General features: G+C 72.0%; 15 protein-coding genes. 3 read left to right on the forward strand and 12 right to left on the reverse strand.

Annotated features, from left to right (window positions below; all coding sequences use genetic code 11):
• Positions 1-339: 339 nt before the first annotated feature.
• Positions 340-1383, reverse strand: a complete 1044-nt coding sequence (locus J2X63_RS06790; protein WP_396133118.1) for an ABC transporter permease — start codon at positions 1381-1383, stop codon at positions 340-342.
• Positions 1380-2900, reverse strand: a complete 1521-nt coding sequence (locus J2X63_RS06795) for a sugar ABC transporter ATP-binding protein (protein WP_309975412.1) — start codon at positions 2898-2900, stop codon at positions 1380-1382. The genes J2X63_RS06790 and J2X63_RS06795 overlap by 4 nt, the downstream gene beginning before the upstream one ends.
• Positions 2901-3170: 270 nt before the next feature.
• On the opposite strand from J2X63_RS06795, the gene J2X63_RS06800 reads away from it, so the two are divergent.
• From J2X63_RS06800 to J2X63_RS06810, 3 genes are all read left to right on the forward strand, one after another.
• On the forward strand, positions 3171-4205 hold the full coding sequence (locus J2X63_RS06800) for a substrate-binding domain-containing protein (protein ID WP_309975414.1): 1035 nt from the start codon (positions 3171-3173) through the stop codon (positions 4203-4205).
• A 120-nt stretch (positions 4206-4325) separates the two neighbouring features.
• Positions 4326-5489: a Gfo/Idh/MocA family oxidoreductase gene (locus J2X63_RS06805; RefSeq protein WP_309975416.1), complete on the forward strand. Its 1164-nt coding sequence runs from the start codon at positions 4326-4328 to the stop codon at positions 5487-5489.
• Between the two features lie 45 nt (positions 5490-5534).
• A complete protein-coding gene (locus tag J2X63_RS06810) occupies positions 5535-6542 on the forward strand; it encodes a sugar phosphate isomerase/epimerase family protein (RefSeq protein WP_309975418.1) in 1008 nt (335 codons plus the stop codon).
• A gap of 91 nt (positions 6543-6633) precedes the next feature.
• On the opposite strand, the gene J2X63_RS06815 is transcribed toward J2X63_RS06810, so the two are convergent.
• From J2X63_RS06815 to J2X63_RS06860, 10 genes are all read right to left on the reverse strand, one after another.
• The gene (locus J2X63_RS06815) at positions 6634-7860 is read right to left on the reverse strand and encodes an ROK family transcriptional regulator (RefSeq protein WP_309975420.1); all 1227 of its coding nucleotides are present in this window, start codon (positions 7858-7860) and stop codon (positions 6634-6636) included.
• A gap of 94 nt (positions 7861-7954) precedes the next feature.
• Complete coding sequence (gene idi / locus J2X63_RS06820; RefSeq protein ID WP_309975422.1) at positions 7955-8524, reverse strand: isopentenyl-diphosphate Delta-isomerase; 570 nt, start codon at positions 8522-8524, stop codon at positions 7955-7957.
• Complete coding sequence (locus J2X63_RS06825) at positions 8521-9924, reverse strand: alkaline phosphatase family protein (RefSeq protein WP_309975424.1); 1404 nt, start codon at positions 9922-9924, stop codon at positions 8521-8523. The genes idi and J2X63_RS06825 overlap by 4 nt, the downstream gene beginning before the upstream one ends.
• Complete coding sequence (eboE, locus tag J2X63_RS06830) at positions 9921-11051, reverse strand: metabolite traffic protein EboE (protein ID WP_309975426.1); 1131 nt, start codon at positions 11049-11051, stop codon at positions 9921-9923. The genes J2X63_RS06825 and eboE overlap by 4 nt, the downstream gene beginning before the upstream one ends.
• Positions 11051-11926, reverse strand: a complete 876-nt coding sequence (locus tag J2X63_RS06835) for a TatD family hydrolase (RefSeq protein ID WP_309975428.1) — start codon at positions 11924-11926, stop codon at positions 11051-11053. The genes eboE and J2X63_RS06835 overlap by 1 nt, the downstream gene beginning before the upstream one ends.
• Positions 11927-11928: 2 nt before the next feature.
• Positions 11929-12537, reverse strand: a complete 609-nt coding sequence (locus tag J2X63_RS06840) for an EboA domain-containing protein (protein WP_309975430.1) — start codon at positions 12535-12537, stop codon at positions 11929-11931.
• Positions 12534-13421, reverse strand: coding sequence for a sugar phosphate isomerase/epimerase family protein (locus J2X63_RS06845; protein ID WP_309975432.1), 888 nt, complete (start codon positions 13419-13421; stop codon positions 12534-12536). The genes J2X63_RS06840 and J2X63_RS06845 overlap by 4 nt, the downstream gene beginning before the upstream one ends.
• Positions 13418-14314: an SCO3242 family prenyltransferase gene (locus J2X63_RS06850; protein WP_309975434.1), complete on the reverse strand. Its 897-nt coding sequence runs from the start codon at positions 14312-14314 to the stop codon at positions 13418-13420. The genes J2X63_RS06845 and J2X63_RS06850 overlap by 4 nt, the downstream gene beginning before the upstream one ends.
• On the reverse strand, positions 14311-15570 hold the full coding sequence (locus tag J2X63_RS06855) for an inositol-3-phosphate synthase (RefSeq protein ID WP_309977840.1): 1260 nt from the start codon (positions 15568-15570) through the stop codon (positions 14311-14313). Before J2X63_RS06855 ends, J2X63_RS06850 begins: the two co-directional genes overlap by 4 nt.
• A gap of 29 nt (positions 15571-15599) precedes the next feature.
• The gene (locus tag J2X63_RS06860) at positions 15600-16784 is read right to left on the reverse strand and encodes a polyprenyl synthetase family protein (protein ID WP_309975436.1); all 1185 of its coding nucleotides are present in this window, start codon (positions 16782-16784) and stop codon (positions 15600-15602) included.
• Between the last annotated feature and the right edge of the window lie 50 nt (positions 16785-16834).

Raw genomic sequence — 16834 nt, forward strand, 5'->3', positions numbered from 1 at the left:
CACGCGGACCGGACGCAGTCGGACTCCATCATGCCTGAGGGTGCGAGTCGGGAATCGGCTCCAGAGGAGCACGTCGCGGGGCGGCATCCGCCGGGATGCGGCTCGGCTGAAAACGGCGCGTTCCGGGTCGCACCCGTAACGCGCGACCCGGAACGCAGCGCCACCCCTCTTCCGGAAAGGTAGACGCCTCAGGCTAACACCGGGCCCGCGACGGCTCCTGTGCGCGAGGCGCGAATGGCCCGTGGATTGGGGGCGTGGCTCGGGCGCGACCGGCGCACGCGACGACGCCCCGACGATGCGAGATCGTCGGGGCGCCGTCGTGCGGGCGGGTTGGTGCGGCTAGCTCGAACGACCCGGGCGTGACGCGAAGCGCTGCTGCAGGAGCACGGCCACGATGATGATGATGCCCTTCACGACTGCCTGCACCGAGGTGGAGAGGTTGTTCTGCGTGAACACGTTCGTCAGCGTCGCGAAGATCAGCACGCCGAGGACGGTGCCGACGATCGTGCCGCGGCCGCCCACGAGCAGGGTGCCACCGACGACGACCGCCGCGATGGCGTCGAGCTCGTACAGCTGGCCGTGGGTGGAGGTGCCGGCGGTGGTGCGCCCGAGGATCATGACCGCGGCGATGCCGGCGCTGAGGCCGACCAGCACGTAGAGCGACACGAGGTGGCGCTTCACGCGGATGCCCGCGAGGCGGGTGGCCTCGAAGTTGCCGCCGATCGCGACCGTGCGGCGTCCGAACGTGGTGCGGCCCAGGAGGAACCAACCGCCGACGGCGGCGAGCACGAAGATCCAGATGAGCCACGGGATGGCGAGGAAGTCCCCGCGGAAGAACTCGAGGAAGCCCGTGACGCTGACGATCTGCGTCTGCTTGTTGGAGAGGAGCTCGGCGAGCCCTCGGGCGCCCACGAGCATGGCCAGGGTGGCCATGAACGGGACCACCTTGCCATAGGCGATCACGATGCCGTTGACGAGGCCTGCGAGCCCGCCGACCGCGATGGCGACGACCACCATGAGCAGCCAGCTCGACTGCGTGGCGCCGGTCTGGATCCAGGTGAGTGAGGCGACGACACTCGCGAGACCCATGACGGAGCCGACCGAGAGGTCGATGCCGCCGGCTGTGATGACGAAGGTCATGCCGATGCTGATGACGCCGATGATCGAGGCGAAGCGGATGATCGTCAGCAGGTTCTCGAAGTTCATGAACGTCTGGCCCGCGGTGATCCATCCGACGACCACGAGCAGGAGCAGCGCGATGATGAGGCCGAGGTTGCGACCGGCCGCGCCGCTCAGCAGGCGGCTCCCGACACCTCCGGACGGCTTCTGGCTGGGCTCGATGACCGTGGTCGCAGGTGCGGGTGCAGGGGATTGCTCGCTCACGCGGCGGTTCCTTTCATGACGAGGTCGAGCACGCCGTGCTCGTCGATCTCGGTGGCTGGGGTGATGTGGAGGACGCGGCCGTCGCCGATGACGAGCACGCGGTCGGAGAGTCCGAGGACCTCCTCGATCTCGCTGGACACCACGACGATCGCAGTGCCGGCGTCGGCGAGGCGACGGATGAGGGCGTAGATCTCGGCGCGGGCGCCGACGTCGACACCACGCGTCGGCTCGTCGAGCAGGAGCACCGACGTGCCGTGCACGAGCCAGCGCGCGAGCATGATCTTCTGCTGGTTGCCGCCGGAGAGCGTGCCGGTGATGCGGTCGGGGTCGGCCGGTCGGAGCTCGAGCGCGTCGATCTGCTCGCGGGTGACCGCGCGTTCGCGGCGCTCGTTCAGCACGCCGCCGCGCGCGAAGCGGGCGAAGGAGGAGAGCGTCACGTTCTGGAAGATGGGCTCCTCGAGGAGGAGGCCCTGGCTCTTGCGTTCCTCCGGCGAGAGCCCGACGCCGGCGCCGACCGCCGAGTTCACGGATCCCGCACGAAGCCGGGCGCCGCTCACCGACACGGTGCCCGCCGTCGGGCGGCGGGCGCCGTAGATGGTCTCGAGGATCTCCGAGCGGCCGGAACCGACGAGACCGGCGAGGCCGACCACCTCGCCGGCACGGACCTGGAACGTGACGTCGGAGAAGGTGCCGCGCAGTCCGAGGCCGGTGACGTCGAGGACCACGGGCGCATCGGACGGCAGGTCGCGATGCGGCGGGAAGACGAACTCGACGTGGCGGCCCGTCATGAGTCGGATGAGCTCGGGCGTCGGCGTGTCGGCGACCTGGAGGCCGGTGGCCATGCTCGAGCCGTCCTTGATGACGGTGATGCGATCGCCGATCTGCCGGATCTCCTCGAGGCGGTGGGAGATGTAGATGATCGCGATGCCCTGGGCCGTCAGCTCGTGCACGACCCGGAAGAGGTTCTTGACCTCCTCGGCGTCGAGCACCGCGCTCGGCTCGTCCATGATGATGAGCTTCGCGTCGTGCGACAGTGCGCGAGCCATGCTCACGATCTGCTTGTGGGCGGCGGAGAGCGTGCCGACCTCGCGATGCGGCGAGAGGTCGCCGTGGCCGAGCCGCTTGAGCAGGTCGCGAGTCGTCTTCGCCGCGCGCGCCCGGTGCAGCACCCCGCCGGTCGCGAGCTCGTGGCCGAGGAAGATGTTCTCCGCGATGGTGAGGCCGTCGACGACGTCGAGCTCCTGGTACATCGTCGCGACGCCCATGTCGATGGCGGCGACCGGGTTCGGGATGACGCGCCGCTCCCCCTGCCAGATGATCTCGCCGTCGTCGGGTTGATGCGCGCCCGCGAGGACCTTGATCAGCGTCGACTTGCCGGCGCCGTTCTGCCCGAGTACGCAGTGCACCTCGCCGGCGACCACGTCGAGATCGACGCCACGGAGGGCGGGAACTCCGGCGAACGCCTTCGTGATCCCGCGCATCGAAAGTAATGACGCTGGATTATCACCTTTGATCATGTGATGAACATAACAGATGCGCCCGGCTCTGGGCCAGCCTCACAAGGAGGAAAACGGCGACGATCTGGCGTCCGCCGGAATAAGGACTGCCGGACCGCGCGTCGGCGATTTATGACGACGAACAAACTTAAGTTGCCAACCAAGACGCCACTTATGCTACGTTGACGTTGTCAGCGCGGACGACGCGGCTGAGCTACCCTCCGGGGCAGCCGTGCCAGGGTCGAGAATCCTCGCCGGCACGTCTGCGAATCACTCACATTTGGAGGACACATGCGCACAGCGCGCACCCGACGGCGCATGTTCGCCGCAGCCGGCGCCCTCGTGGTCGCCGGTCTCGTGACCGGCTGCACGGCCGGCGCCGAGGAGGGCAACAGCGGCCCCACCAACAATGCGAACAACAGCGAGTCCGGTGACACCGTCACCATCGGCTTCTCCGGCCCCGCAGCCGACCACGGCTGGCTCGGCGCCATCAACTCGGGCGCCATCGCCGAGGCCGAGAAGTACGACGACGTCGAACTCGTCGTCGCCGAGGGCACGAACGACGCCAACCTGCAGATCAGCCAGGTCGAGACCTTCATCAACGACGGCGTCGACGCCATCGTGCTGCTGCCGACCGACGGCGCCGCGCTGACCGAGGTCGCGATCAAGGCGATGGAGGCCGGGATCCCGGTCATCAACGTCGACCGCGAGTTCTCCAGCCCGTTCGCCGCCCGCACCACCGTGCTCGGCGACAACTACGGCATGGGCGTCAGCGCCGGCACCTACATCTGCGAGAAGCTCGGCGACAACCCCGACGCCGTCGTCGCGGAGATCGCCGGCATCGACTCGCTCCCGCTCACGCAGGACCGCTCGAAGGGCTTCGCCGATGCGCTCGAGGACTGCGGGCTCGAGGTGAGCAACCGCGTCGCCGCGGACTTCACGGTCCAGGGCGGTGAGGCCGCCGCTTCGCAGCTGCTGGCCGCCGCGCCGAAGATCGACGCCATCTGGAACCACGACGACGACCAGGGTGTCGGCGTCCTCGCGGCGATCGACGCCGCGGGTCGCGACGAGTTCTTCATGGTCGGCGGCGCCGGCTCGAAGAACGCCATGGAGGCCATCAAGGCCGGCAACAGCGTGCTCGAGGCGACGGTCATCTACCCGTCGACCCAGGGTGCCGACGGCGTCGCGCTCGCGCGACTCATCGCCCAGAACAAGGCCCTCGGCGACCTCGTCGAGCAGGACGTGCCCAACCGCGTGGTGCTCTACGCGCCCGTCGTCACGGCCGACAACGTCGACACGTACCTGCCGACCGCCTTCACCTCCTAGCGCGGCGGTGCCCGGTCGACCGATCGGGAGCCATCGCACCACCCGCGGACGCCCGCGTCGCCACTGCGACGCGGGCGTCCGCCCCGGACCGGCCCGTCGAGGCCGATGAGAGAGAGAACGATGACCTCGATGCGGGTAGCCATGATCGGCTACGGATTCATGGGAGCCGCGCATTCGCAGGGGTGGCGCGTGGCGCCACGGTTCTTCGACCTGCCGGCGAGCCCCGACATGGCGCTGCTCGTCGGCCGCAACGGCGGCGCGGTCGCCTCCGCCGCCGAGAAGTGGGGATGGGCCGACACCTCCACCGACTGGCGCGCGGCGATCGCGCGCGATGACATCGACGTCATCGACATCGTGACCCCGGGCGACTCCCACGCCGAGATCGCCATCGCCGCCCTCGAGGCCGGCAAGCACGTGCTCTGCGAGAAGCCGCTCGCCAACTCCGTGGCCGAGGCCGAGATGATGGCCGCCGCCGCCGAACGCGCCGCCGCCCGAGGCGTCTTCGCCATGGTCGGGTTCACCTATCGCCGGGTTCCCGCTGCGACGTTCGCCCGGGACCTGGTCGCGCGCGGGGCCATCGGCGACGTGCGCAGCGTGCGCGCCGAGTACCTGCAGGACTGGCTCGTCGACGAGTCCGCGCCCCTCGCCTGGCGCCTCCAGAAGGAGCACGCGGGTTCCGGCGCCCTCGGTGACATCGGCGCCCACGCCATCGACCTCGCCCAGTTCATCACCGGCCAGCGCCTCACCGGTGTCGCCGGCACCATCGACACCGTGGTCGCCGAGCGGCCGCTCCTCGCTGAGGGCAGCGGACTCTCGGGCACCGCGGGCGCCGGCTTCGGTGCCGTGACCGTCGACGACGTCGCCCTGTTCACCGGACGCTTCGAGGGCGGTGCCCTCGGCTCGTTCGTCGCCTCCCGCATGAGCACGGGGCGCAAGAATGCCCTCCGCATCGAGGTCTCGGGATCGCGGGGCGCCGTCGCCTTCGACCTCGAGGACATGAACGCCCTGCAGTACTACGACCGCACCGCACCGTCGGACCGCCAGGGGTTCACGAAGATCCTGGTCACGGAGCCGGAGCATCCGTATCTCGACGCCTGGTGGCCCGCCGGTCATATGCTCGGCTACGAGCACGGGTTCGCCCATCAGGCGAAGGACTTCGTCGAGGCGATCGCCGGGGGCGTGCAGCCGACCCCGTCGTTCGCCGACGGGCTCCAGGTGCAGCGCGTCCTCGGCGCCGTCGAGCAGAGCTCCCAGGCGAACGGCACCTGGACGCCGACCACCTGAACCCGACACGAGCAACCACGTCACGAACGCATCAAGGAGGATCCAGTGACTCGACCGATCACCCTGTTCACCGGCCAGTGGGCCGACCTGCCGCTCGAGGAGGTCGCACGCCTCGCCGCCTCATGGGGCTACGACGGGCTCGAGCTCGCATGCTGGGGCGACCATCTCGACCCATGGCGCTGGGACGACGACGACTACATCGCCGACCGGCTCGCGCTGCTCGAACGACACGGGCTCAAGGTGTGGGCGATCTCCAACCACCTCACCGGCCAGGCCGTGTGCGACGACCCCATCGACGCTCGACACGAGGGCATCCTGCGCGAACGCGTGTGGGGCGATGGCGATCCCGAGGGCGTCCGTCGGCGCGCCGCCGAAGAGATGCAGAACACCGCGCGCCTCGCCGCGCGCCTCGGCGTCGACACCGTGGTGGGCTTCACCGGCTCGGCGATCTGGAAGTACATCGCGATGTTCCCGCCCGTCGCCCAGGAGGCGATCGACGCCGGCTACCAGGACTTCGCCGACCGCTGGAATCCGATCCTGGACGTGTTCGACGAGGTGGGCGTGCGCTTCGCCCACGAGGTGCACCCCTCCGAGATCGCGTATGACTACTGGACGACGATCCGCACCCTCGAAGCCATCGGCCACCGACCGGCGTTCGGCCTGAACTGGGACCCGAGCCACATGGTCTGGCAGGACTTGGACCCCGTCGGCTTCCTCTGGGACTTCCGCGACCGGATCTACCACGTCGACTGCAAGGACACGCGCAAGCGCATGGTGAACGGTCGAAACGGCCGACTCGGCTCGCACCTCGCGTGGGCCGACCCGCGCCGCGGGTGGGACTTCATCTCCACGGGACACGGCGACGTGCCCTGGGAGGACGCGTTCCGCATGCTCAACACCATCGGCTACCAGGGTCCCATCTCGATCGAGTGGGAGGATGCCGGCATGGACCGCCTGCTCGGCGCGCCCGAGGCCATCGAGTTCGTGCGACGGCTGGCATTCGACGCTCCTGACGCAGCCTTCGACGCCGCGTTCAGCACCAAGGCCGACTAACGCCGAGCGCGGCCCGACTTCTGACGGATGCCCCGGGGTGGCCTCGGGGCATCCGTCGTATGTCCTCGCGTGGTGCGGATCCCGCCGCGGGTCAGACCTTCGCCGCCGTCGGCGCGCCGACCACCATCTCCTCGATGTTCGCGGGCGACAGCGCGTGGTGGATCGCGAGCATGCAGGCGCCGAGTACTGCGGCGTCCGCCCCGGCCTTGGACTGCGTGATCTGCAGGTGCTCGGTGGCGAGCGGCATCGAGCGCGTGTAGACGATCTCGCGGACCCCCGCGATGAGGTGCTCGCCCGCCTGGGCGAGCGAGCCGCCGATGACGATGACCGACGGGTTGATGAGGCTGACGCAGGTGGTGAGCACCTCGCCGATGTCGCGACCGGCCTGGCGCACGGCCTGGATGGCGGTGATGTTGCCGCCCTTCACGAGCTCGACCACGTCTTGGCTGGACTCGGGCGACATGCCGGTGTCGCGCAGGTCGCGCGCGAGGGCCGGACCCGAGGCGAGCGCCTCGAGGCATCCGCGGTTCCCGCACTGGCAGGGCACGTCGGCGCCGCGTGCCACGTGCACATGCCCGATGTCGCCGGCGGTGCCCTGTGCCCCACGCTGGAGGATGCCGCCCGAGATGACGCCCGACCCGATTCCGGTCGCGACCTTGACGAAGATGAGGTGGTCGACCTCCGGCCAGGACAGCTCGCGCTCGCCCAGCGCCATGATGTTCACGTCGTTGTCGACGAGCACGGGGGCGTCGAAGGTGCCGTGGAACCAGCCCGGCACGTCGAAGCGGTCCCAACCGGGCATGATCGGCGGGTTGATCGGCCGGCCGGAGCTGTGCTCGACGGGACCCGGGAGCCCGATGCCGATGGCGAGCAGGTCGGCGGGCGAACGGCCGAGCCGGTCGAGCAGCTCCTGCGCGGCCCCCGAGACCCACGTGAGCACCGTCTCGGGACCCTCGGCCACGCGGATGGGCTCGCTGCTCTCGGCCTGGATGCGCCCGGTGAGATCGCTGACGGCGATACGCACGTGGGAGGCGCCGACATCGACGCCCAGCACGACGCGCCCGCTCGCCGCGATGGCGAACTGGGACGACGGTCGCCCACCGGTCGAGACCGCGTCGCCGACCGGGCCGACGAGCCCGAGCTTCATGAGGGCGTCGATGCGGAGTGCCACCGTCGACCGGGCGAGGCCCGTCATGGCCGAGAGCTCGGTGCGGGTGCGGGGACGCCCGTCGCGCAGGATCTGGAACAGGTCACTGGCGACGGAGGAGCCGAGGGCGGTGATGTGCCCGTTCTGGCCGGTGCGACTTATGTCGGTCATCTGTCCATTCTTCCACAATCGGCGTTCGAAGTTCCCGGATCGTGGTCGCAAGGGCGCCCCCCTTTCGGTCGTCACGCCGTCGGGCCCACGCTCTTCACGGCACACCCCCGAACGCCCCGGCCGCCCGCAGCTCGAGTCCCTGCAGCACGCTCCAGGGACTGAGCACCGACGGCAACGCGTCCACCACCCGGAGGAAGTCGGCGGGGTCCACCCAGCGCCAGTCCATGACCTCGTCGGGCGCGGGGTCGAGGCTGGTCGGCAGCTCGGCGAAGACCACCGGGCAGACCTCGTGCTCCACGAGGCCGTCGGGTGCGACCGCGCGGTAGCGGAAGTCGGGCAGCACGACTCGCACCGAGATCGGCGCGACCCCGAGCTCGAACCGCAGCCGCCGCTCGACGGCCGCCTCCAGGTCCTCGCCCGGCGAGGGGTGGCCGCAGCACGTGTTCGTCCACACGCCGGGCCACGTGCGCTTGGCGAGCGCACGGCGCGTCAGCAGCATCCGCCCGTCGCCGTCGAAGCCGTAGCAGGAGAAGGCGAGGTGCAGCGGGGTGTCGACGCCGTGCACCCTCGACTTCTCCATCGACCCGATCGGCGCACCCGATGGGTCGAGCAGGACGACCTCCTCGATGTTCCGCGCCTCGGAGTGGGGAAGGACGGTGCTCATGCCGCCCCCACCGGCGCACCGACGCCCGCCGCCTGCAGCACCAGGTCGCGCACGGCGGCCGCGGGCACCGCGTCGCCGACGTCGTCCCAGAACGGGAGCGCGGCGTCGGAGCACAGCAACAGCGGGGAGTCGGCCTCCGACGACGGCAGCCGACCGTGCGTGCCGCGCACCCACGACGGGTCGAGCGGCACGACGTTCATCGCGTACCGCAGGCCGAGCTTCTTGCGCACCAACCCGAGCGCCGCCTTCCCCTTCGCCAGGCGGTCGGCCGGGTCGAAGAACAGTTCGGCCGGGTCGTACCCGGGCTTGCGGTGGATGTCGACGCCGCGCGCGAACTCGGGCGCACGGTCGTCGTCGAGCCAGTAGTAGTAGGTGAACCAGGCCCCGGGCTCCGCGACGACGACGAGCTCGCCCGACCGTTCGTGGTCGAGTCCGTATCGCCGCTGAGCGTCGCGGTCGAGCACCTCGTCGACGCCCGGCAGGCCCAGGAGCAGGTCCCGCACGCGTTCGACGTCGGCGGGGTCGGCCACGTAGACGTGCGCGACCTGGTGGTCGGCGACGGCGAACGCCCGCGACGTCCACGGGTCGAGCTGCTCGCGTCCCTGCTGCACGTAGACCTCGAGGAGTCCCTCGCGACGGAGGAACCGGTTGAGGTCGACGGGCCGGTTCGCCGACTCGATGCCGTACTCGGAGACCGCGATCACGGTGACGCCCGTCGCCTGCGCGTCGTCGAGCAGGGGCGCCATGGCCGCGTCGAGCTCGGCCGCCGCCCGGTCTGCCTGCAGCGACTCGGGACCGAAGCGCTGCAGGTCGTAGTCGAGGTGCGGCAGGTACGCCATGACGAGGTCGGACCGCCGCTCGCGCATCACCATGCGGGTCGCCTCCACCATCCAGCGGGTCGACGCGATCGACGCGGTCGGACCCCAGTACTGGAAGAGCGGGAACTCGCCGAGCGCGCCGGTCAGCTCGTCGTGCAGCGCCGGCGGTCGCACGTAGGCGTCGGGCGACTTGCGTCCGTCGGCGTGGTAGACCGGACGCGGCGTCACGGTCACGTCGGTGGTGGCCCCCATCGCGTACCACCAGCCGACGTTCGCCGCCGTGAAGCCGGGCTGCTGGCGCCTGGCCGTCTCCCACACCTTCTCGCCCTGCACGAGCGCAGTGTGCTGGCGCCACAGGTGCACCTCGCCCTGGTCGCGGAAGTACCAGCCGTTGCCCACGATGCCGTGCTGCGCGGGCGCCAGGCCGGTGAGCATGGTGGACTGCACACTGCAGGTCACGGCGGGCAGCACGGTGCCGAGCCGGGTGCGGGCGCCGGATGCCGCGAGGGCGCTGAGCCTGGGCATGTGCGCCAGCGCACGTGGGGTCAGTCCGACGACGTCGAGCAGCAGGACCGAGGTCATGCGGTCACCTCCGAGGGTTCGAGCAGGTCGGCGGCCCAGCGCACCTCGCCGGCGATGCCGGCCACGAGGTCGTCGACCGCATCGGGCAGTACGGTCCAGGTGTAGGTCTCGACGTCGACGTGGGCCTCATCGCCATGCGGGATGGAGCGCACGGCGGCGAGCGCGGTGGCGAGCACCTCGGTCGTCGCGGTGAGCGGCGCTCTCGGCCGGAGGTGCAGCGGCACGTGGAAGTGCACGCGCCACGGTCCCCCGGCGGGCAGCACGTCGAGCGCCTCACCGAGGTCGTCGGTGGCGAGCACCCTGCCGTCGGGCTGGAGCTCCCGCGTCTGGTGCAGGTAGCGCGGCTCGACGAAGGCGGCGATCGCCTCGCGGTTCGCGGCGTCCGACGGCCGCTCGACGTGCAGTGCGGCCGAGGCCTGCACCTTCACCACGCGAAGTCCGGCATCGGCGATCTCGCGCACCGCGGCATCCGGGTCGGCGAAGGAGACCGCGAGGTGGCAGGTGTCGAGGCACACGCCGACGAACTCGGGGTCGATCTCGCCCGAGCGCGTGCGCGGGGCGAGCCAGGCGACGACGTCGTGCACCGTATCGAGCACGCAGCCGGGCTCGGGCTCGATCGCGAGCCGCACCGTGCGGCCGGTCTCCTCGCGAAGCGCGCGGAGCCGGCGAGCGACGTGAGCGAGCGATGCGCTCGCGCGACGGTCGTCGTCGGCCGTCCACGGCGCACGCCACGCAAGCGGCAGCGTCGAGATGCTGCCGGCGCCGCCCTCGGGCAGGAGGTCGGCGAGCACGGCCGCGCAGTCGAGCGTGTGCGCCACGCGGCGTTCGTCGGTCCAGTCGGGGCGATACACGTCGAGCTTCACGACGTCGGCGTGGAACGCCCGGTACGGGAACGCGTTGACCGTGCGGAGCTCGAGCCCGTTCGACGCGAGCCGCGCCCGGAGCCGGTCACGATCCGGCGGGCTCGCGGCGAGGCGGGCGGCGAGGTCGGCCGGAAGCCAGAGGCCCACGCCGAGCCGGTCGAGTCCCGCGGCCGCCCGCACCGGGCCGGCGAAGGCATCGAGCTGCGCGAGCACCCCGTCGAGGTCCTCGGCGGGGTGGACGTTGGTGCAGTACGAGAGCTCCATCAGGCTCGCGCCCCCCGCAGCACGGAGTTGCCCTCGAATGTCGCCGGGACGAGCGGCTCGTGCTCGACGAACCCCGGGACCGGGTCGAGGTGCAGTCGCCCGCTCTGCCCGTAGAAGGCGACGGGGTTCTGCCAGAGCACGACGTCGACGTCGTGCTCGGTGAAGCCGGCGTCGAGCATGGCCTGGGCGGTCTTCCGGGTCTTCAGGGGATCGGACTGACCCCAGTCCGCGGCGGAGTTCACCAGCATCCGCTCGGTGCCGTATTCGCGCAGGATCGCGACCATGCGATGCTCGTCCATCTTGGTGTGCGGATAGATCGAGAAGCCCATCCAGCATCCGGATGCGGCGACCTCGGCGACCGTGGTCTCGTTGAGGTGGTCGACCACGACCCGCTCGGGGCCGATGCCCGACTCGCGCACCACGTCGAGCGTGCGCGTCGTGCCGGCTGCCTTGTCGCGGTGCGGCGTGTGCACGACGGCCGGGAGGCCGACGTCGCGGGCGAGCGCGAGCTGGGTGACGAAGACCTCCTCCTCCTCGGGCGTCATCGAGTCGTAGCCGAGCTCGCCGACGGCGACCACTCCGTCTTTCGCGAGGTACCGCGGCAGCAGCGCGAGCACCTCCCGGCAGCGCGGGTCGTTCGCCTCCTTCGGGTTGAGGCCGATGGTGCAGTGGTGGCGGATGCCGTACTGCGCGGCGCGGAACCGCTCCCAGCCGATCAGCGCGTCGAAGTAGTCGACGAAGCTGCCGACGCTGGTGCGCGGCTGGCCGAGCCAGAACGACGGCTCGACGACCGCGCGCACGCCCGACTCGTACATGGCGACGTAGTCGTCGGTGGTGCGCGCGCTCATGTGGATGTGGGGATCGAAGATTCGCATGCTCAGGCTCCTGGGTCGGTGGTGGTGGCGAGCGCCGTCATGTCGTCGCTCACCGTGCGCCCGGCGGCCCGGCGTTCGGCGATGAGCGCGGCGGCCATGCGGGCGAGCTCGGGGTCGGCGCGGCGGTCGAGGTCGGCCACGACGTCGAGCGGGATGTCCATGAACAGCGCCTTGAGCACCCCGTGACGCCAGCCGTGCTGGTCGAGGTGCGCCGCGGCGAACGCGCCGAGCGCCGCGGCGACGAGGCGGGGGTCGTTCGTGCGGAGTGCGTCGGCGACGAGCTCGACGCCGGCCGAGGCCACCTCGGGCCCGACACGAGGCGCAACGTTGAGGCCGTACAGCACGCCCCGTCGCTCGGCATCGTCGCCGTACCGGTAGAGGTCGGCGAGCTGCGCGGCGGCCTCGCCCGGCGGCAGCACCCGCAGTAGGGCGACCACGAGATCGGCGCGCGCCCGGTCGTCGACCGTGCCGTGCCGGAGGCCGAGCGGATCGGCCGCAGGCTCGATCGGCGCGCGCCCGACCGCGCGGCCGGCCGCGGGGAACAGCACGACGATGCGCTGCGGCTCGGCGATCACCTCGCCGACGGCGGCGGTGGTCCAGTCGATCGTCATCGTTCCCTCCATGCGTCGTGGATGGCCTGCATACTCCGCGCGGCCACGCCCGGGGCGTCGTGCGCGTGCCGTGGCAGCTCGACGGCAGCGACGCCCCGGTAGCCGATCTCCTCCAGCGTCGCGAGCGACGCGGCGAGGTCGAGGCGGCCGCGACCGAGCTCGAGGTGCTCGTGCGCCTCGGGCAGCATGTCGTCGACCTGGACGTTCACGAGCAGGTCGCCCGCGGCGCGAAGCGCGCCGACGACTCCATCGGGCTCGACGACGACGCAGTGTCCGAGGTCGACGGTGATGCCGAGCACGTCGGGCGATCCGAGCTGCTCGCGCAGGCGCAGCGCATCGGCGACGGTCTCGACGAGCATGCCGGGTTCGGGTTCGAAGCCGAGGGCGACCCCGGACGCCTCCGCGTGCGCGACGATCTCGCGCATGCGCGGCACGAGCCGACGCCAGCCCTCGTCGGCGTCGACGCCCTCGGGAAGCACGCCCGACCACAACGAGACGCAGTCGGCGCGCAGGATCGCGGCGAGGTCGACGGCACGGCGGAGGAACCGGAGGCGCGCGGCCGCGTACTCGTCGACGAGGGTGGGGCGGTGCTTGGCGTAGGGATCGAGCAGGTACCTGGTGCCGGTCTCCACCACGACCCGCCAGCCCAGTTCGTCGAGGCGGTCGCGAAGGTGGGCCGCGCGGAGGTCGGCGTCCTCGGCGAAGGGGTCGAGGTGCGGATGCCCCAGGGTGAGCGCCAAGGCGCCGTATCCGTTCGACTCGAGCACCCGCAGTGCGGCCTCGAGCGGGTGGTCGGTGAAGCCGTTGGTGCCGTAGCCGAGCACGAAGCCGGCGTCGGGCAGCGGTCCGGTGGCGTGCGCGGTGTCGCCGAGGGCGATCGTCATGTGACGTCACCCGCCCGACGCCGGGCGGCGAGCGCGCGGCGGACGAGGTCCAGCGCGCCGATGGCGGCCGCCGGAACCACTGCGCCGGTGCGGGCGACGAGCGTCGCCTGCAACGGGATCATCGCACCGATGCCGGCGCGAGTCGCCGTGCGCACATTGGCGGCCGACGGGTCGGCGAGCGCCGCGAGCTGGCTCGGCAGCAGGGTGCCCGCGTAGGCGATGCCGCCCGCCACCGCACCCGCGGTCGCGGCGACGCGGGTCCGGGAGCCGCGGCCGGGGACGTCGTCGGCGCGGCCGCCGCCCACGGCCGCGATCGTGGTCGCACCGGTGACCGCGAGCCCCGCGAGTGCGACACCGGTGGAACCGCCGTGCACCTCGCCGCGGGACTGCGCGGTCACGCCGGCCGTGTGCACTGCGACCACCGTCGCGGCGGGCAGCGCCGTCGCGACGCCGCGCGCACCCATCATCACGTCGAGCCCGCGGCACGCCGCCATGCTCAGCGGTCCCGCGGCCGTCTCCTTGAACACCGTGTTGTACGCCACCACGGCGCCGACGAGCGGCACGGCGACGGCGAGCCCCCTTCGGCCGCCGCCGGTCGCGGCGAGCCCCACGCCGACGGCCATGCAGGCGGCCGCGATGCCGAGGGCACGCCGAGGCGGGACGCGGCCCGACGGGATGGGCCGCTCGGGCCGCTCGACGGCGTCGAGCCGGCGGTCGGCGTAGTCGTTGAGGGCCATGCCGCCGCTGTAGAGGAAGACGGAGGCGAGCGGCAGCAGCCACCTGCGGCCGGCGAGACGCCCCCCACCGGCATACCCGCCCGCGATCGCATCGCCGATCACCGTGAGCGCGGCCGGTGCGCGCACGAGCTCGAGGACGTCGCCGACCGCGGTCAACGTGCGACCCGTGCGGGTCGCCGTGCCACGGCGAGGCGTGCGCCCGTCGACTGCGCCCATTCGATCAGGTCGTCGGTCTGCTGCCCGAAGTCGTGCACGTCGCTGCCCCATGGGTCCTTGAAGAAGAAGCCGAGCTCGGGCACGACGCCACCGGCGCCCGCGGCATCCGCCAGCGCGAGGAGCCGTGCGAGGTCGAGCACGAGGGGCGCCGCCAGCATCGAGTCGTAGGCGCTCCAGATCGTCTGCATGGTGATGCGCGAGCCGAGGAACCCCTCGGCGTGGATGTGGTCCCATGCCGTCTTGATGTCACCGAGGTCGGGCACGTTGTCGATGTGGAGCGGCGCGACGACGTGCTCGCCGACGAGGGTGCGCAGGCCCCGGGTCTTCGAGGCGAGCTTGCTCTGCACGGCTTCGGGGTCGGCGAGCGTGGCGCCGTCGCCGCCGCCGAGCAGGTTCGCTCCGGCCCAGGAGTGCACGTGCATGCCGCGGGCGCCGAACATGGGAGCGAGCGCCGTGCGGATGAGGGTCTCACCGGTCTTACCGTCCTGCCCGGCGAACGGGATGCCTCGCTGCGCGGCGAGCTCCTGCAGGACGGGCAGCGAGAGTCCGGCGGAGGGCGTGAATCCCGCGTAGGCGCTGCCGGACTCGATCGCGGCGAGCGCGGCGATCGAGCTCGACGGCAGCACGGCCCGGGCCGGGTCGGCCAGCGCGGCAGCGAGGAGCACCGCATCGTGGAACTCGGGGCGGTCGGCGGCGATGGGCTCGGTCGACGAGATGTCGACGACGACGACGTGGTCGAGCCCGTGCCGGTCGCGGAACGCCAGGATCTCGTCGGCCAGCCTCGCCACGGCGGCGGCCTGGGTGCCGGCATGGGTCCCCGGGTGGTAGCCCGGCCGGATCTCGGCGTCGGCCTGCTCGAGCCCTGCGAGGGCGGCGGTGACGTAGCGCTGCGGGATCATGCCCGAGTCGGCCAGCGCCTGCGCGCGATGCGCCAGCGGCGTGGTGCTGACGTCGTGGCCGCCGAGCACGAGGTCGTCGAAGCCCGGCAGCGGCACGCCCGCGAACTCGGCGCCGGCCGTGGCGCAGCCCGTGGGAGCCGCGAGGCCGGCGGCGAGGGCGTGCAGTCCGACCGCGACGGCGGTGGCCACCGAGCCGCGGGCGCCGACCAGCCACACGCCCACGCGACCGTCCGTCCAACCGGTCGTGGGGGTGGGCGCGTTCGAGTCGGTGTCGAGCGGCGGTGCGGTGTCGAGCATGGTCACGTCATTCCTCCAGGGTGTTCGGATCATCGGGTGCGGCTTCGCATCGATCGGGCGAGTCGGGCCAGGTGGGTCGCGAGGGGGCCCGGCAGGTCGGCTTCGGCGATGCGGATGCCGCGGGCGACGTGCTCGTCGACGGCGACCGCCACGGCATCGCGGGCACCGCTGCGGAGCACGAGGTCGCGCACGAGGTCGACGTCCCGGTCGGTGACCGACGGTGCGCCGAGCACGGCGTCGAGCATCGCGCGGCCAGCGGCGTCGAGCCGCCCGTAGGCCAGTCGGATGAGCTCCGTGCGCGTGCCCTGCTGCAGGTCGGACCGCACCGACTTGCCGGTGACGGCCTCGGTGCCGAAGAGGCCGAGGTCGTCATCGGCGAGCTGATAGGCGATGCCGAAGGCGAGGCCGACCCGGTCGAGGCTGTCGAGGACGTCGACGGATGCCACGCCGGCGGCGATCGCGCCGAGCCGAAGCGGCAGCGACACGCTGTACACGGCGGTCTTCAGCTCGGCGACCCTGAGTGGGTCGGCCAGGTCGGGGCGGACCAGCTCCGAGCGCACGTCGAGCAGCTCGCCCGCGATCGTGCGCTCCAGCGCCGCCGCGGCCTCGGCGGCGAGCCGCTGCTGCAGCTGCGCGGGGGCAGGCGCGTCGAGCAGTGCGAGGAGCGCGGCGTTCAGGGCGAGGTCGCCGGCGAGCAGGGCGGCCGCCATCGCGTGCCGGTCGGCCGCGGCATCCGTCAGCCCCGCTGCGCGGTCACCGGCCTCGTACGCGGCGAGCAGGTTCGGCCGGCCATGGCGCCGCCGGTCGCCGTCGATCAGGTCGTCGTGCATGCAGAGGCCGAGGTGGAGCAGCTGCTGGGCGCCGGCGACCTCGCCGAGCAGACGGTGGTCAGCGCCGCCGAAGGCGAAGTACGCGGCGGCCACGAGACGCGGTCGGAGGTGCTTGCCGCCGTCGGACGCCGCCGCCTCGTCGAGCAGCCGGACGACCTCGGGGCCGAACGCCGCGCACCGGGACCGGACGCGGCGCCAGTGCGCGGCCGTGATGGCCGGTGACGTCGCACCGAAGGCCTCGACCTCGGCATCGAGGCGGGCGCCGGCGTCCGCGGCGGCGTCCGGAGTCTCGATGACGGGGTCGGCGACCATGCGGCCGTCGAGCGAGGTCAGCAGTGCGCCCTCGATCGTCAAGGGCGCGGTCATCGGCGGTGACGACTTCATGGAGCTCCTCCGTCGACGTTGACAGGCCCTGACGCCGGCGGGGTGCCGGC

Origin of the sequence: Agromyces sp. 3263, assembly GCF_031456545.1 — a bacterium.
Taxonomy (GTDB): Bacteria; Actinomycetota; Actinomycetes; order Actinomycetales; family Microbacteriaceae; genus Agromyces.

Excerpts from the sequence above, each read along its gene's own strand:
- J2X63_RS06800 (WP_309975414.1), top strand. The coding sequence starts at position 3,171 with ATGCGCACAGCGCGCACCCGACGGCGCATGTTCGCCGCAGCCGGCGCC.
- J2X63_RS06835 (WP_309975428.1), bottom strand. The coding sequence starts at position 11,926 with ATGCGAATCTTCGATCCCCACATCCACATGAGCGCGCGCACCACCGAC.
- J2X63_RS06845 (WP_309975432.1), bottom strand. The coding sequence starts at position 13,421 with ATGACGATCGCCCTCGGCGACACCGCGCACGCCACCGGACCGCTGCCC.
- J2X63_RS06855 (WP_309977840.1), bottom strand. The coding sequence starts at position 15,570 with ATGCTCGACACCGCACCGCCGCTCGACACCGACTCGAACGCGCCCACC.
- J2X63_RS06815 (WP_309975420.1), bottom strand. The coding sequence starts at position 7,860 with ATGACCGACATAAGTCGCACCGGCCAGAACGGGCACATCACCGCCCTC.
- J2X63_RS06795 (WP_309975412.1), bottom strand. The coding sequence starts at position 2,900 with ATGATCAAAGGTGATAATCCAGCGTCATTACTTTCGATGCGCGGGATC.
- J2X63_RS06805 (WP_309975416.1), top strand. The coding sequence starts at position 4,326 with ATGACCTCGATGCGGGTAGCCATGATCGGCTACGGATTCATGGGAGCC.
- J2X63_RS06825 (WP_309975424.1), bottom strand. The coding sequence starts at position 9,924 with ATGACCTCGGTCCTGCTGCTCGACGTCGTCGGACTGACCCCACGTGCG.
- J2X63_RS06840 (WP_309975430.1), bottom strand. The coding sequence starts at position 12,537 with ATGACGATCGACTGGACCACCGCCGCCGTCGGCGAGGTGATCGCCGAG.
- eboE (WP_309975426.1), bottom strand. The coding sequence starts at position 11,051 with ATGGAGCTCTCGTACTGCACCAACGTCCACCCCGCCGAGGACCTCGAC.
- idi (WP_309975422.1), bottom strand. The coding sequence starts at position 8,524 with ATGAGCACCGTCCTTCCCCACTCCGAGGCGCGGAACATCGAGGAGGTC.
- J2X63_RS06860 (WP_309975436.1), bottom strand. The coding sequence starts at position 16,784 with ATGAAGTCGTCACCGCCGATGACCGCGCCCTTGACGATCGAGGGCGCA.